This window comes from Sorangium sp. So ce128 (genome assembly GCF_051525245.1).
In the GTDB taxonomy this organism is placed as follows: domain Bacteria; phylum Myxococcota_A; class Polyangia; order Polyangiales; family Polyangiaceae; genus Sorangium; species Sorangium cellulosum_B.
Map to the genome: position 1 here is coordinate 8,714,987 of NZ_CP150313.1, position 15,768 is coordinate 8,730,754.

Sequence of the window (15,768 nt, forward strand, 5' to 3'; positions counted from 1 at the left end):
ACGCGCACGCGCCCGAGCGCCGCCCCCTGCTCAGCGCGGAAGGCGCGGAAGGCGCGGAAGCGCGGAAGCGCCGAAGGCAGACGCGCGGCTGGGCGGCGCGACGCGGCGGAATGGCGGCATGCGCGGCGGCGCTCCGGCGCGCGGCGAGAGGGCGGCGAAGGCCGCCGAGCGCGCCACCTCCACTGTCGCGATCGTGCCGAGCTGTAGTAACTCTGGGAGGCAGGGCGACCCGATGCGCGATCTGGACTGGAACAGCTTCGACGTCCTCGTCGTCGACGACGAGCAGGACAACCTCGACGCGTTCCGGTTCGCCTTCAGGAAGTCGTTCAAGATCCATTATGCGCTGGGCGGCGCCGAGGCCCTCTCGCTCCTCGATCGCCTCGATCCTGCGGTGATCGTGGCGGACCAGCGAATGCCGGGGATGAGCGGTATCGAGTTCCTCAAGCAGGCGAAGGAGCGGCGGCCTGACGCGGCGGGCGTGCTGCTCACCGCCTACGCGGACATGACGGTGCTCATCGACGCGGTCAACTCGGGCGCGGTCGACCGGTACGTCCAGAAGCCCTGGAACTCGAGGGAGCTCGCCGTCATCCTCCGGCAGGCGATCGCCGGGGTCGCCACCGTGCGGGAGAACCGGCGGCTGCGCGAGCAGCTCGCGCAGTACGCGGGCTACCTCGAGCGCGAGCAGCGGGACCCGATCGATTTCGGCGAGATCGCCGGCGAGAGCGAGGCCATGCGCGAGGTCGCCGCCCGGATCGGCGAGGTGGCGAAGGCGGCGACGCACGTGCTGATCGAGGGCGAGGAAGGGGCGGAGAAGGAGGTCGTCGCCCGGGCGATCCACGTGGGCTCCCCGCGGGAAGAGCAGCCGTTCGTCAAGGTGACCTGCGCCGCGTTCCGGGGCGACACGCTCGAGCGCGAGCTGTTCGGCTGGCGGCGAGGCGCCTTCGACGGCGCGTTCGCCGAGCGCGCAGGCCGGCTCGAGCTCGCCCACCGGGGGACGATCTACCTCGACGAGCCGGCGCCGCTCACGCCCTCGCTCCAGGCGAGGCTGCTCCGCGTGCTCACCGACGGCGAGGTCGAGCGGCTCGGGTCGACGGAGACCACGCGCGTCGACGTGCGCGTCGTGCTGTCGCTCACGCCCGGCATCGACGAGGCCTGGGAGCGCGCGGGCGTGCTGCCCGAGCTCGTCTCCCGGCTCTCGGTGTTCCCGCTCAGGCTGCCCCCGCTCCGGGAGCGGCGCGAGGACATCCGCGCGCTCGCCGAGCACTTCCTGCGCAAGGTCGCGCGGCGCAACGCCCGCGCGGCCACCGCGCTCTCGGAGGAGGCGCTCGCGAAGCTCGCGGCGTACACGTGGCCGGGGAACACGCGGGAGCTGGAGAACGTGGTCGAGCGCGCCGCCATCCTGTCGCGCGGCGACGTGATCCTGCCCGAGCACCTCGCGTTCACGGCGCGCGCGCAGCCGGCCGACCCCCCCGCGCGCGCGCCGAGGGCCGCCGCGCCGGCGGAGCCGGAGGCGGACCCGGCCGGAAGAGAGCCCGCCGCGCCGGCGTGCGCGCGGCCAAGGCTCGACCTGAGCTCCCAGCTCGACGACATCGAGCGGCGGGAGCTCCTCGCCGCCCTGGAACGCTGCGGAGGGAACAAGGCGGAGGTCGCGCGGCAGTTCGGCATGCAGCGCACGACCCTCTATTACAGGCTGAAGCGGCTCGGAATCGAAGGTTGAAGACGGTTGACGACGGTTGAATGCGGTCGAAGGCGGTCGACGAGGGCCGGCGCTCCCTGACGACACCCGACGGTCGCTGACGGCCCCGCCGGGACGCCGCGGCGCGTGGCCACGGTCGACGCCGGGGGCGACTTGCGGCAGATTGCGTCCGCATGCTGAAGGTCGGCGAGCGCGCGCCGGAGATCGACACGATGGCCATCGACGGCCAGCGCTTCGTGCTGTCGGCGCAGGGTGGGCTCTGCACGGTCGTGTACTTCTTCCCGAAGGCCTTCACGCCCGACTGCACCGTCGAGGCCCAGCTCTTCCGCGACAACCACGCCGAGATCGCGCTCGCGGGCGCCAGCATCGTCGGCGTCAGCACCGACGACCACAGGACGCAGTGCCGGTTCGCCGAGGCGCAGAAGGTCCCTTACCCGATGATCGCCGACCGCGATCGCAGCGTATGCCGCGCCTACGGCGTCCTCTGGCCGCTCATCGGCCTCGCCCGGCGGATCACCTACGTCGTCACGCCCGCCCTGGAGATCGCGGCGGTCTTCCACCACGAGTTCCAGGCCAGGAAGCACCGCGACGACGTGCTCTCGTTCATCGACAAGCGCTTCCGGGCGGCGCGCCCCCCCGCGGGGTGAGCGCGGAGCCCGCCGTGCGTCCCGCCCCCGAGCCCCCCGCGCCCAGCGAAGGCGCCGCGCTCCTCGAAGGAGCGGCGCCGCTGCCGCGTGACTTCTACGCTCGCCCCGCGCTCGTCGTCGCGCGGGCGTGCATCGGCAAGGTGCTCGTCCACACGACGCCCGAGGGCACCGCCGCCGGACGCATCGTCGAGACCGAGGCGTACCGCGGCCCGGAAGACCTCGCCGCGCACAGCGCGGGCGGGCGACGGACCGTGCGGACGGAGGTCATGTTTGGCCCGGCAGGCTATGCGTATGTGTTCCAGCTCTACGGCATGCACTGGGCGTTCAACATCGTCGTGGCCTCGGAGGGAGAGCCGCACGCTGTCCTCATCCGCGCCATCGAGCCGATGATCGGCCTCCCGCTCATGAGCCGCCGGCGGGGCGTCGCGCCTGGGCGGATCGAGCTCACCAACGGGCCGGGGAAGCTGTGCAAGGCGCTGGGGCTCGACCGCTCCGCGTACGGGATGGATGTCTGCGGAGCGCAGCTCTCGCTGCTGCCCGGCGCTGCTGGGCCCATCGGCAGGTCGCCTCGCATCAACGTCGACTATGCAGGTGCGTGGGCGAAGAAGCCGTGGCGGTTCTACGAACGCGGCAATCGCTATGTCTCCGTTCCGCCTCGCCATTGAGCGGGCGTGAGGGCGCGAGCGCTCGAAGCGCTCGCGCCCGGGGCCAGGATCGCGCGACAATGGGCTCATGGGATTCTGGCCTTTCGGGGGGCGTGAACCTGCCAACGTCGAGAGCGCGTCGCAGGTTGTCACGGCGGGCACGCATCGGGAGACCCTGCGGGGAAAGTTAACGCTCTATTTCAAGGAGCCGCAGACGCGGAGCGCCGCGGACAGGGCCGCGGAGCGGTGCGCGCAGATCGCCGGCGACCTGCTGCGCGAGACCCCAGAGCACGAGGCGCTCCTCGGCAAGGAGGCGGAGCTCGCCGCGGCCATCGCGGCCCGCGCGCCGAGCGGCCTCCCGGGGCTCCGCGCGATCGAGCTCGCGGCGCTGCACGTCGTGACCGAGCGCACCACGCAGTCGCGGCGCGGCGAACCGACGCTGTCCGTCCAGGATCCCACGCGGATCGCGGGCGCGCGCACGCCATCGAACAAGCCCTCGCCGGGCGGCATGAGCCGGACCACCGGCGTGCCGCCGGCCAGCAGCCGCGCCCTGGCGCAGGCTCCCGGCGCGCCGCCGACCGTCGGTCGCAGCACGCCGTCGAGCATCCCGCCGCCCATCAGCGTGCGCTCGCCGCCGAGCTCCGGCGCGCAACGCCCCCGCGCCGCCGGAGCGGGCGCCGCGCGGGCGTCGAGCCCGGGGCTCATCGGCTCGCCCCCCACCGTGATCGCGGCCGCGCTCGCGCCGCTCCTTCGCGACGCGTCCACGCGGCTGCTCCTCGGGTGCCTGCGGGCGCACGATCTGATCATCGTGCGCCGCGTCGCGATCGATCCTGGCGCCGCCGATCAGCTGGCCGCGCTGCTGCCCGTCTCCGAGGCGCCGCCGGGTGAGTTCGAGGCGAGCCGAGCCGCCGAGCTCTCCCGCTGGCACACGGTGCTCGGCTCGCCCGTGATCAGCCAGCTGCGCACGGAGTCGTGCGCGATCAGCGCGCAGAAGGCCCGGGCCGCCCTGGGCGCCGCGAACATCGCGGCGGGCGTCGCGGGGGAGCTGATCGACGCGCTCTGCCGCACCGCCTTCCCGGGCCTCGCGCTGTCGAGCGCCCACATCGATCGCTACGCGGAGCGGGATCTGAACGAGCTGGCGGCCGAGAGCGTGGCGCGCATCCTCCGGCACCCGAACTCGAAGCCGCTCCGCCTCGCGCTCGGCCCGCTGCTCGACGCGGTGCACGGCGACGTGGACGGCATCTCCCGCCTCGCGAAGGCCTCGCTCGGCAGCGCGCACTGAGGCCGATGCCACCGCTCGGCGCGTTCCCTTCTCGGCGAGCTGGCGCTAGGAGGCGCAGGTGCGACACCATGATCTCTCCCATGAGCTCTCTTTCTCCCGCAGATCGCTCCGCGGCCACCTCTCCCTGCTCGTCGCGCTGCTCTGCGCGTGCGGGCCGGCCGAGCGCGCCGCGCCCGCGCAACCCCTCACGAAGGCGGCCGTGGTGAGCCCGGCCGACGCTCGATCCGGCGCGGCGGGCGCGGAGGCCGGCGCCGAGCAGGCGCTCGCGGCCTTGTCGGCGCGCGTGCTCGAGGAGTACCTGCGCGACGAGCCGATCCGCGCCACCGAGGCAGGGGACCACCGGTACGACGCCGTGTGGCCGGACGTCACCGCGCAGGGCGAGGCCGCGCGCCGGCGCACGATCGAGGCGGCGCTGGCCGAGCTCGGGGCGCTCCCCGCGGCGCGCCTCGGCGTCCAGAGCCGCGTCGACGCGGCGATGATCGAGAACCAGCTGCGCTCCTGGCTGTTCGCGATCGACGAGCTCCGCGAGGCGACGTGGAACCCGATGGTGTACACGGGCCTCGTCGGCGACGGGCTCGATCCCCTGATCACGAGGAGCTTCGCGCCGCTCGAGGAGCGCCTGCGGAGCCTCGGCGGTCGCCTCTCGCGCATCCCCGCGCTCGTGCGTGCCGCGGAGCAGCGCCTCACGGCGGCGCCGCCGCGCGTCCACACCGAGACGGCGATCGCGCAGAACAAGGGGCTCATCGCGCTCTGCAAGTCCGAGCTCCCGGCGCTGTTCGCGTCGGCCCCGGCGCAGCAGGCCGAGCTCGACGCGGCCGCGAGGGCGGCGGCGGCGGCGCTCGAGGGCTTCCAGGCGTTCCTCGAGAAGGACCTGCTCCCGAGGAGCAACGGCGACTTCCGGCTGGGCCGCGCGCGCTTCGAGAAGAAGCTCCGGTTCACGCTGGACGACGCGACCATCGACGTCGACGGCGTGGTCGCGAGCGCCCGCGCCCTGCTCGCGGCGACGCACGCCGAGATGCTCGAGACCTCGAGGGAGCTCTGGCCGGCGCTCTTCGGGAAGCAGCCTTTCCCGAGGGTCGAGGCGCGGGACGAGAAGATGGCCGCGATCAGGAAGGTGCTCGACGCGCTCGCGGCCGATCACCCGACGAACGCGACCATCGTGAAGGCGTCCGAGGAGCTCCTCGCGGAGGCGACCGACTTCGTCCGCGCGCGCGACCTCGTGCGCATCCCGGAGGAGCCCTGCCGGGTGATCGAGATGCCCGAGTACCGCCGCGGCGTCGCGATCGCCTACTGCGACGCGTCCGGCCCGCTCGAGGCGAAGCAGGAGACGTTCTTCGCGATCGCGCCGACGCCGAAGGACTGGCCGAAGGCGCGCGTGGACTCGTTCTACCGCGAGTACAACTCGAGCATGCTCGCCGACCTCACCGTCCACGAGGCGATGCCGGGCCACTTCCTGCAGCTCATGCACAACAACAAGTTCCCCTCGAAGCTCCGCGCGGTCTTCTCGAGCGGCCCGTTCGTCGAGGGGTGGGCGGTCTACACCGAGTGGCTGATGGCGCACCACGGCTTCGGCGGCCCGAAGGTGAGGATGCAGCGCCAGAAGATGGTGCTGCGCATGTCGGTGAACGCCCTCCTCGACCACGGGGTGCACGCGGGCGCGATGGGCGAGGAGGAGGCGCTCTCGCTCATGACGAAGGACGCCTTCCAGGAGGAAGGCGAGGCCGTCGGCAAGTGGCGGCGCGCCCGGCTCACGAGCGCGCAGCTCACCACGTACTTCCACGGCTTCACCGAGATGATGCGCCTGCGCGCCGAGCACGAGCGCAAGCCGGGCTTCACCGAGCGCGCCTACCACGACCGCCTGCTCAGCCACGGCTCGCCGTCCGTGCGGCACCTCCCGGCGCTGCTTTCGGAATAGCGGCGAGCCGCGCGCGGCGGGAGGGCCGCGCGCGGCGGAAGGTCACACCGGGGAGATCGAGCCGCCGAGCTCGACGAAGCGCGCCTTGGGGAAGGCCTTCTGGCAGGCATCGAGCTGCCAGTCGCCCTTGAAGAGCACGACAGGGTTCCCGTGCACGTCGAGGGCGCCGTAGCCGTAGAGGTTCGACTCGAGCTCGGCGAGGGGCACCGGCTCGCCCTCGACCCAGCGGGCCAGGCTGAACGAGAGCCGCTCGATCCGGGCGTCGACGCCGTACTCGGCCGCGAGGCGGTGCTTCACGACGTCGAACTGGAGCTCGCCCACGACCCCCAGGATCGCCTCGCCCTCCCGCCCCTCGGGCGGCCGGAAGAGCTGGACCGAGCCCTCCTGCGCGAGCTGCTCGAGCCCCTTCTTGAGCTGCTTGCGCTTCATGGGATCGATCATGACGACGCGGGCGAACTGCTCCGGCGGGAACTGCGGCAGCGCGGCGTACTTCACGGGCGAGCCGCTGCAGAGCGAGTCGCCGATGAGGAAGAGCCCCGGGTCGAAGACGCCGATGATGTCGCCCGCGAAGCCGTCCTCCACGAGCGTGCGCTCCTGGGCCATGAACTGCACCGGGTTGGTGAGCCGGATGTCGCGGCCGAGGCGCACGTGGTGCACCTTCATCCCGCGCTCGTAGCGGCCGGAGCAGACGCGGAGGAACGCGATCCTGTCGCGGTGGGCCCGGTCCATGTTCGCCTGGATCTTGAAGACGAACGCGGTGAAGCGGTCGTCGTCCGGGGCGATGGGGCCCTTGTCGCTGCCCCGCGGCGCGGGCGGGGGCATGAGCTCGATGAACGCGTCCAGGAACTGCGGCAGGCCGAAGTTGGTGATGGCGCTGCCGAAGAACATGGGCGTGACCTCGCCGCGGGCGAGCTTGTCGCGATCGAGCGCGTCGCCGGCGGCGTCGATGAGCTCGATGTCCTCGCGCAGCTGGCGGGCGCCCTCCTCGTCGAGCGCCTCGACGAGCTCGGGCGCGTCGAGCGACACGACCTCCATCGGGGCGATCTCGGCGCCGTGCGCGACGAGCTCGAAGAGGAAGACCTGCTTGCGCTCGCGGTGATAGACGCCGCGGAACTTGCCGCCCGCCGAGATGGGCCAGGTGACCGGGTAGACGCCGATGCCGAGGACCTCCTCGACCTCGCCGATCAGCTCGAACGGGTCGCGCCCGGGGCGGTCGAGCTTGTTGACGAAGGTGAAGATCGGCATCTGCCGGAGCTTGCAGACGCGGAAGAGCTTCTTCGTCTGCGTCTCGACGCCCTTCGCGCAGTCGAGGATCATGATGGCGGCGTCGGTCGCCATCAGCGCGCGGTAGGTGTCCTCGCTGAAGTCGGCGTGGCCAGGGGTGTCGACCAGGCTCAGGAGCCGGCCCTTGTACGGGAACTGGAGAACGCTGGTGGAGATGGAGATGCCGCGCTCGCGCTCCATCTCCATCCAGTCGCTGACGGCGTGGGCGCGCGCCTTCTTGGCCTTCACGGCGCCGGCGAGCTGGATGGCGCCTCCGTAAAGCAGGAGCTTCTCGGTTAGGGTGGTTTTGCCAGCGTCGGGGTGGGAGATGATCGCGAACGTCTTTCGACGGGCGATCTCGCGGGTGAGCATCGGGTCGGGCACAGCGGCGCGGCAGGATAGAGTCCGTGGGGGCTGCGTCAACCCAAGGGGCGACGGAGCCAGGACGGGCGGCGTCGGAGCCAGGGCGGGCGGGGGTGGTGCGCGAGCGGGCGGCGGGGGTCCCCCCACGAACTCGGGCCTTTTGGGGGGCTGGTGCCGCGCTGGACGGGGGACTCGATCAGAGAGGGGGCGCTGCGGGGCGGGCCGGCCCTCGGGTTCGTGGGGCCCACCCCCGCCGCCCGCTCGCGCACCTCCCCCGCCCGCCCTGGCTCTTTGTAAGGAGGTTTTTGGAAGAGGCGGGGGCGGACGCTGGGGTTTGTGGTCCCAGCGGCGGTCACGCAGGACGCTTCGTCTCGGGGATTTGTAAGGGGGTCGTTATTTCGGGGCGCGAAGGGAAAGGGAGACGGTGACGCCTACGGGGTCGGCGCTGGGCGTGCCGATGGGCTTGTTCTTGAGGAACTGACGGATGCAGCGCTGCGCGTCGGAGGTGATGCCCCGAGAGTCGAGGATCTCGACACCCTCGGCGCGGCCACGCACCCGGACGAGGAACTGGACCTTGATGCTGCCCGACGCGCCAGAGAGGCCGCCATGGTCGGCAACACACTTCGCAAGGTCGGGGGCGACCTTTTCGAGCCGCTTGGCCACGTTCGGGACGTCGCCGTTCATGAACTCGGGCTCCTTGATCTCCACGAGAGGGAGGGGGGCCGACACGATCGATGCGTCAGGCACACCGCCGTCGATGGGGCCGGCGTCGCCGGGAACACCACCGTCAGGCGGGGGGGCGCCGTCAGGCGGGGGGGCGCCGCCGTCGGGAGGGGGCGGCTCGGGCTGCGGCGACGGCGGGAGCCAGCCGGCATCCGCCTCGCCCGGCTCGAGGCAGCGCACGAAGCCACGGTGCGGATCCTCCAGCGCGCCGTGCGGACAGCGCGGAGCGCCGCCCCCGTCGGGCGTCGCGGCCGTGATCCACCCCTGCTCCGGCGGCTCCTGCCGCGGCGGCGCGCCGCCCTCGGCGACCGCGCCGACGCAAGCGCCGACAGCGCCCATCGACAGCGCCACAGAGATCGCCCACTGACCGAGACGCCCACCTGCTGCTCTCCACCGCATCGGCCGCTGTGATACTGCGGAACGGGCGCGCGTACAGGAGAAACCGCGGACAGCCCGTCGAGGCAGCCGCGAGGCGCTCGCCGACGGCGGCGACGACCGCGGTCCCGGAGCCCGCGAAAGCGGGCTCAGAGGGCGATGTGAGCGAGCGATCCCGCCGAGGCGTCCCAGAGCGCCCGCGCCCGGGACAGGGCGTCCGCATGCGCCTTGGTCCCCTCGGCGGGCCCTGTCACGGAGACCACGCCGCTCGCCCCGAGCTCGATCCGCTCGATACCTGCGTCCGGGAGCTCGTCGCGGAGCTCCTTCGTCATGCGCTCGCCGATGCGCTGGAGGAGGCGCGCCAGCCGCTCAGGCGTGATGTCCCGGAACACGAGCACCTGCGGGAGAGGGAGCTCCGAGACGAGGCGAGCGCGGTCGGAGAGGCCCTGCTCGCCGAGCCGCCTCTCGACGAGCGCCGCGAACACGCTCCCGTACGCCCGGTCCACCTGCTCCCGCCGGAACCGCTCGTCGATGGCCGGTCCGAGCCGCGTCTCCAGCTGCGCGACGCCGTTCAGCCCGTTGGCGAAGCGCCCCTCGTTCTGCGCGAAGTACTCCCCCCGCGCGCGCAGGTCGCTCGCCAGCGACGCGAAGTGCTCGCCCATCGTCGAGAGGGCGCGCAGCACGAGATCGGTGAACCTGAGCTCCTCCCGGATCCAACCCACGTCCGTCACCCGGTCGGCCATGAACGGCCAGACGACGAGGTTGTAGTAGTTGTTGAAGTCGAGGAGATACTTCAGCCGATAGAGCTCGAAGCTGCCGAACACCGGATACATGCGCTCATAGAGCCGGAGCGTGCTGTCGTACTTGAACCGGTAGTACGCGTCGTAGGCCGCGACCTTCTCCTCGAACCCGGCGCGGTCGCCGCGGACGTCGGAGAGGATCATCTGCGTGATGAACTCGTTCGCGGTCGCGATGAAATCGGATCCGGGGCTGTAGAAGGGATCGGTGAACGCGCCGGCCTCGCCGGTGACGGCGTAACGGTCGGTCGAGAAGTACTGCTCCGCGTGGTACGGCAGGTGGGCATAGCTCTGGAAATCCTCGAGCTCCGCCCCCTCGAGCAGCTCGCGCGCGGCGCGGTGGGCGCCCAGGAAGCGCTCGAACTCCGCGCGCGTCCGCGGCCCGGGCAGCGCCCCGGCAGGCGCGTTGCCCGCGCCGATCCGGTCCTTGTCGAACACGACGCCCACGCTCATCAGGTCGCCAGCGAGCGGGATGAACCAGATCCAGTACCCGTCGTACATGAAGTGGTTCGTCGACAGGTGGCGCGACGTGTACCGCGCGCGCGACCGCCACGCCGCGTCGGTGACCGCATCGAGCCCCGCGACGCCGCGGTAGCGCCCCCACGCGGCCGCCGTGTTGAGCCGCGCCTCCTTGTGCACCTTCACGCCGAGCTTGCGGAAGAGCACGTGCCGCCGCCCGGAGGCGTCGCACACCCAGCGGCAGGCGACCTCGCGCCGCTCGCCGCCCTGCTCGTAGACGACCGTGTGCCGCCCGCGCCCGTCGATCGCGACGTCGACCACCTTGGCGCCGAGCTCGACCTCGGCGCCGGCGGCGCGGTTCATGGTCACGAGATCGCGCTCCAGCCGCGCACGCTCGAGCTGGAAGCTCGGGTGGAACGGCATGTGGTCGGAGCCGATCTCGCTCATCCGGGGCAGCGGGAGATCCTTGTCCGGAGAGTCGAAGAAGAAGCGGAGCCCGTTCTTGGGCAGCTGGTGCTGGTAGAGGTACGTGCCGAGGTTCAGCCGGCGAACCATGTAGTTCGCCGCGACCTCCACGGTGCTCTCGCCGACCTTGTAATCCTCCATCACCTCGGCGGCCTCGAGCACGAGGACCCCGAGGTCGGGGCACGCGAGGCGGAGCTGCCGCGCGAGGAAGCCGCCGGCGATGCCGCTGCCGATGATGACGATATCGAACGTGCGCATGACGAGAGCCCTTATACCGCGCCCCCGCCCGGCGGCGCGGGCTCTCCGAGCAGCTCGGCGCGGAGCGCGCCCGGCATCGCCTCCGCCTCGTCCGGGCGGAGCAGCCCGTCGCCGTGGATGATCGACGCCGAGAGGCGACCGCCGAAGCGGCTGAAGATCACCTGGAAGCCGGGCGGCGCGACGACCGCGGGCAGCGGGTACGCCGAGCGCACCGCGAGCCCCGCGAACCGCTCCACCGTCACCGCGCCGGGGTTCGAGACGATCAGCGAGGCGAGCTCACCCTGGAAGGGCTGGTCCCCCAGCCAGCGGTAGATCGGGCCGGGGAGCCAGCGGGCCAGATCGAGCGCGGCGATCATGGCGAGATCGAGCCTGTCGCGCACCACGGCGCGCTGCTGCTCGGCGAGGCGGGCCACCGCGCGCGCGTCGTCGTGGAGCTCGTCGCGGCCGAGCGAGAGCAGGGCCATCGTGAGGTGATTGCCGAAGAGCCGCCGCGCCGCCCCCTTGGGGTCGAGCGAGAGGGGCAGCGGGATCACGTGGTGCGGCGGGGCGAAGCCGCGGTCCGCGAGCGCCCGGTCGGCGAGGCGCGTCGCCGCGATCAGCATGAGGCTCGTCTCGGCGAGCCGCGCGCGCTGGCGCACCCGGAGATCGAAGGCGCGGGTCTCCTCCGCCGAGAGCGTGAGCCGGAGGACGCGGGAGGCCGAGGGCCGCACCCCAGGACAGGCGCGCGCGAGCGACAGGATGGGCGCGCGGCCGAGCGACAGCACGTGGGCCTTGTACGCGCGCGCCAGCGCGACCCGCTCGTCGCGGTCCATGGCAGCCAGCAGGCGCTCCGGCGCGTCGTGCCGCTCCTGCGGCGGCGGCGGGTCGTCGGGCGCGTCGCCGCTCCCGGAGCCCAGCCAGGCGGCGAGCCGATCCGCGCCCCTGCCATCCGTCAGCGCATGGTGGTGGCGGAGCACGACCGTATCGCCGTCGCCCACCTCGCGCACGACGTCGAGCGCCCACGGCCGCTCCGCGGAGGTCCGGTCCACGAGCAGCGCCTCGAGGCGCGCCGCGCGCTCGCGCTCGCCCGCCACCTCGTGGAGGCGCAGCCCGGGGGCGCGCCGGTGGTGATCGACGACCCAGCGGGGCCGCCCCGCCCGCCCGAGCACGCTGTTGTCCAGCCGGAACCGGAGCTCGGGGAGCGCCCGGGTCGCGCGCTCGAGCCGCACCGCGAGCCGCGCCAGATCGAGGCGACCGTCGAGCTCGATCACGAACAGGCAGTGGTTGCCCGCCTGGCCGCGCGATCGCATGGCGCGATCGTTCATGAGGTGGAAGAAGTCGATCCCCCCGAGCAGAACGGGCGATGTCATGGTCTCCGCGAGGCACCGCCGATCAGGGGGGAGCCGCGCGCGACCCTAGCAGCCACGCAGGCCGCACGACAGCGCCCGCAGGCGGGGATCACGCATCCTCGCCACGCACGCCGCGCGCCCGCGCAAGAAAACGAAAGTATCCACATCATGGATACATGGTTCATCCTATATTCTCGGAGTGAATCTTTCGGCGATCGACGTCAACCTGGTGATCGCGCTCGACGCCTTGCTGCAGGAGCGCAGCGTGACCCTCGCGGCCCGCCGGGTGGGCCTCAGCCAGCCCGCCATGAGCCACGCGCTGACGCGGCTGCGTGAGCTCTTCTCCGACCCGCTGCTCATCCGGGTCGGCCGGCAGATGGCGCTCACCTCGCGCGCCGAGGCGATGACGCCGCAGGTCGCCGCGATCGTCCACGATCTCGCGGGCCTCTTCGGCGAGACGACGCCGGCGTTCGACCCGGCGACGAGCGATCGCACCTTCCGGATCGCCGCCACGGAGTACGTGGAGCTCGTCCTCCTGCCGCGGCTCAACGCGGCGCTGGCGCAGGGCGGACCGAGGCTCGCGCTCCACCTGCTCCCGCTCGACGGCCGCGCCGTCGACGCGCTCCGGAGCGGCGAGATCGATCTCGCGATCGGCGTCTTCCCGCAGGAGAGCCTCCCGTCCGACCTGCGCCGCGCGCCCCTCTTCGACGATCGCTTCGCGGGGCTCGCGCGCATGAGCCACCCCACGGCGCGCGGGCAGGTCGATCTCCAGACCTACGCGGCCCTCCCGCACGTCGTCGTCCCCAGGCGCGGCGCCCACGACGGGGTCGCGGACGATCTCATCACGGCGCGCGGGATCGCGCGCCATGAGGCCATGACGGTGCCGCACGTGCTCCTCGTGCCGCACGCCATCACCGCGTCGGATCTCGTGGCCACCGTGGCCACACGCCTCGGCAGGGCGTTCTCCAGCCTGGTGCCGCTCCGCACCTTCGACCTGCCGTTCGAGCTGCCGCCCATCGAGATCGCGATGGCGTGGAACAGCCGGACCGAGGGCGATCCCGCGCGGACGTGGCTGCGCGGCGTCGTGACGGACACCGCCCCGAGCCCGCGGGAGGCGGCCCGGCGCAAGCGCGCCTGAGGGGGTTCAGGGCGCGGCGAGGCGCGCCGCGCCCCGGGGCTACCGGCCGAGCGCCTCGGCGCGGTTCACGATGCGCGGCGTGAGGAAGATGACGAGCTCGTTCCGTACGTCGCTCGCGCGGCGCCGCTGGAAGAGGAGGCCGAGGACCGGGATGTCCCCGAAGAACGGCACCTGATCGAGGTTCCGGCCGGTGTTGCGGGTGAAGATCCCGCCGATCACCGCCGTGTGCCCGTCCATGATCAGGAGGTCGGTCTCCGCCTCGCGCTTCAGGATGGTCGGGTCGCCGCGGGCCGACGTCTGGTTGAAGTCGGGCTCGTCGCGGTTGATCTTCACGTGCATCGCGACGCTGCCGTCCGACGTGACGTGCGGCTTGACGAGCAGCTGGAGCTTGGCCTCCTGGAAGGTCGTCTGCACGCCCTGGGCGCTGATCTGCGAGAACGGGATCAGCGTCCCCTGGCTGATCCGCGCCTCCCGGTTGTCGAGCGTGAGGATGCGCGGGCTCGAGACGACCCGCAGCATGCCGCTCGCCTCGGCCGCGGAGAGCCGGACGCCGAGGTTGACGGTGTTGTTGATCGAGCCGAGCGTGAAGCCGAGCGCGCCGCCCTGCCCGGCGCCGACGATGGCCGGCAGGTTCACCGCGAAGTTCGGGTTCGAGACCTGGCTCGCGAACGGCGAGAGGCCGCCGGTCGGGCTGTTCGAGTCGGTCGCGCCGCCGGCGATGCCGATCGCCGAGGGGAAGACGAGCCCCGTCGGGTTGCCGGTCGCCGCGCTGAACGTCCCGTCGCCGCCCCACTGGATGCCGATGTCGCGCACGTAGCGGCTCGTCGCCTCCACCACGCGCGCCTCGATCAGCACCTGCGGCGTCTGCGTGTCGAGCGAGCGGACCAGCTCCTCGATCTGGTTCAGGTTCCCCGCGACGTCGCGCGCGATGAGCACGTTGGTCCGCTCGTCGACCGCCAGCGAGCCGCGCGGCGAGAGCATATCCTTCGAGCGCTCCTGGAGGTCCTTCGCCTCCGCGTAGTTGATCGGGATGAGCCGCGTCTCGAGCGGCGCGAGCTGGAGCTCGCTCTTGCGCCGCGCGATCGCGAGCTCCCGCTCCTTGTTGAGATCGGCGATCGGGGCGACGCGGATCATGTTGCCCTGCCGGACCACGCCGAGGCCCTTGGCCTGGAGCACCGTCTCGAGCGCCTGGTCCCACGGGACGTTGCGCATCCGGATGGTGACCGTGCCGGTCACGTTGTCGGCGGTCACGATGTTGACCCGCCCCACGTCGGAGATCAGCCGGAGGACGTTGTGGATGTCCGCGTCCTTCAGGTCGAGGTCGATGCGCCGCCCCGTGAACCGCCGCTGCTGCCCGGCGATCGCGGGCATGAAGGCGCCGGCCTGGTCGGGCTCGACGAGCGACTCCTGGCTGCTCGCCGCGCCCTCGAACGAGGTCTCCACCTTCGGCGCCCCGTCGTCGAGGAGCGCCTCGCGCGCCACCGTGCGGGTCCGCCTCGCCGCGCCGCCGTCGGCGGCGATCCCCGAGAGCGTCGTGGGCAGCGCGCCCTTCGCGACGCTCAGCACGAGCGCGTTGCCCTCGCGCGCGACCACGCCCGAGGCGCCCTCGACCTGCTCGACCTCGACGACGACCCTGGAGCCGTCGCTGTTGCGCCGGAACGTCGAGATGGCCCGCACCGGGCCGCCGAAGGCGCCGACGTCGAGCTTGCGCTGGAGGGCGTCGGGGAGCCGGACGCCGCTGAGCTCGATGACGCGGCGCCCCCCCTTGCCGGTCGACTCGCGGTAGCCCGGGATCGACGAGAGCTCGATGACGACCCGATCGAGCGTCGCCTGGTGCTCGAAGCGCACGTCGGTGATCGTCGCCGGCTCGCGCTCCGGCGCCGCCGCCGCGGGGCCGGCCGGGGCCCGCGCCGCCATGGGCGCCGTCGCGTCGGCGGCGGCGAGCTCGATGACGAGCGCGCCCTGCTCGGCGCGGATCCGGTAGGCAGCCGGGCGCGCGAGCTGCACGAGCACCCGCGTCGTCCGCTGGGTCGCCTTGCCGAACCCCTGCGTCATCACCCCGGCCACGATCGCGTTGCCGCTCGTGATCGCGCCGGAAGCCCCGCCCGCCTCGGCGCCCTCGAGGTCGATGAGGAGCCGCTTGCCGCCGTCGGCGACCCGCGCCGAGAAGCGCGGCTCGCCGGTCGTCGCGACCACGATCTCGGCCTTGCCCTCGTCCGGCGCCGTGAGCCTGACGTCGCTGACCTTGATCGGGGCGGCGGCGTCTGCGTCTCCCGCAGGAGCGCCGAGGATCAACATCACCCCGAGTGCCGCAGCACGGCGAAGCGCGCCCCGCCTCGGGCGATAGTCTCGATTGCTCTTCATTGCACTCCCGCTTCGCGGTGACGCGAGATCTGCGTCACGCTGCCGGGAGGC

Annotated in this window: 11 protein-coding genes; 6 read left to right on the forward strand and 5 right to left on the reverse strand. The window is 72.6% G+C overall.

The features are described from left to right. Positions 1-118 precede the first annotated feature (118 nt). From WME82_RS33130 to WME82_RS33150, 5 genes are all read left to right on the forward strand, one after another. Positions 119-1,717 (forward strand): sigma-54-dependent transcriptional regulator, encoded by a 1,599-nt coding sequence (locus WME82_RS33130; protein WP_438038562.1) that lies wholly within the window; start codon positions 119-121, stop codon positions 1,715-1,717. A gap of 152 nt (positions 1,718-1,869) precedes the next feature. Beyond that, positions 1,870-2,343 (forward strand): peroxiredoxin, encoded by a 474-nt coding sequence (locus tag WME82_RS33135; RefSeq protein WP_437912218.1) that lies wholly within the window; start codon positions 1,870-1,872, stop codon positions 2,341-2,343. A gap of 14 nt (positions 2,344-2,357) precedes the next feature. Beyond that, complete coding sequence (locus WME82_RS33140; RefSeq protein ID WP_438038563.1) at positions 2,358-3,008, forward strand: DNA-3-methyladenine glycosylase; 651 nt, start codon at positions 2,358-2,360, stop codon at positions 3,006-3,008. A 67-nt stretch (positions 3,009-3,075) separates the two neighbouring features. Continuing rightward, positions 3,076-4,269, forward strand: a complete 1,194-nt coding sequence (locus WME82_RS33145) for a hypothetical protein (protein WP_438038564.1) — start codon at positions 3,076-3,078, stop codon at positions 4,267-4,269. A 58-nt stretch (positions 4,270-4,327) separates the two neighbouring features. Continuing rightward, complete coding sequence (locus WME82_RS33150) at positions 4,328-6,184, forward strand: DUF885 domain-containing protein (protein WP_438038565.1); 1,857 nt, start codon at positions 4,328-4,330, stop codon at positions 6,182-6,184. A 42-nt stretch (positions 6,185-6,226) separates the two neighbouring features. On the opposite strand, the gene WME82_RS33155 is transcribed toward WME82_RS33150, so the two are convergent. The 4 genes from WME82_RS33155 to WME82_RS33170 all read right to left on the reverse strand — a co-directional run bounded on the left by WME82_RS33155 (position 6,227) and on the right by WME82_RS33170 (position 12,236). Then, positions 6,227-7,819: a peptide chain release factor 3 gene (locus tag WME82_RS33155; protein WP_437740488.1), complete on the reverse strand. Its 1,593-nt coding sequence runs from the start codon at positions 7,817-7,819 to the stop codon at positions 6,227-6,229. A gap of 384 nt (positions 7,820-8,203) precedes the next feature. After that, entirely contained in the window at positions 8,204-8,872 is a 669-nt protein-coding gene (locus WME82_RS33160) for a hypothetical protein (protein WP_438038566.1), read from the reverse strand. Positions 8,873-9,057: 185 nt separating this feature from the next. Further along, on the reverse strand, positions 9,058-10,887 hold the full coding sequence (locus WME82_RS33165; RefSeq protein WP_438038567.1) for an NAD(P)/FAD-dependent oxidoreductase: 1,830 nt from the start codon (positions 10,885-10,887) through the stop codon (positions 9,058-9,060). A gap of 11 nt (positions 10,888-10,898) precedes the next feature. After that, positions 10,899-12,236 carry a hypothetical protein gene (locus WME82_RS33170; RefSeq protein WP_438038568.1) on the reverse strand — a complete coding sequence of 446 codons (1,338 nt, stop codon included), beginning with the start codon at positions 12,234-12,236 and terminating at the stop codon, positions 10,899-10,901. Between the two features lie 178 nt (positions 12,237-12,414). Between WME82_RS33170 and WME82_RS33175 the strand changes: the two genes are divergently transcribed. After that, positions 12,415-13,353 (forward strand): LysR family transcriptional regulator, encoded by a 939-nt coding sequence (locus tag WME82_RS33175; protein WP_437740492.1) that lies wholly within the window; start codon positions 12,415-12,417, stop codon positions 13,351-13,353. A 39-nt stretch (positions 13,354-13,392) separates the two neighbouring features. Here the strand turns inward: WME82_RS33175 and WME82_RS33180 are convergent, their stop codons facing one another. Further along, positions 13,393-15,717, reverse strand: a complete 2,325-nt coding sequence (locus WME82_RS33180) for a type IV pilus secretin PilQ (RefSeq protein WP_438038569.1) — start codon at positions 15,715-15,717, stop codon at positions 13,393-13,395. Positions 15,718-15,768: the final 51 nt, after the last annotated feature.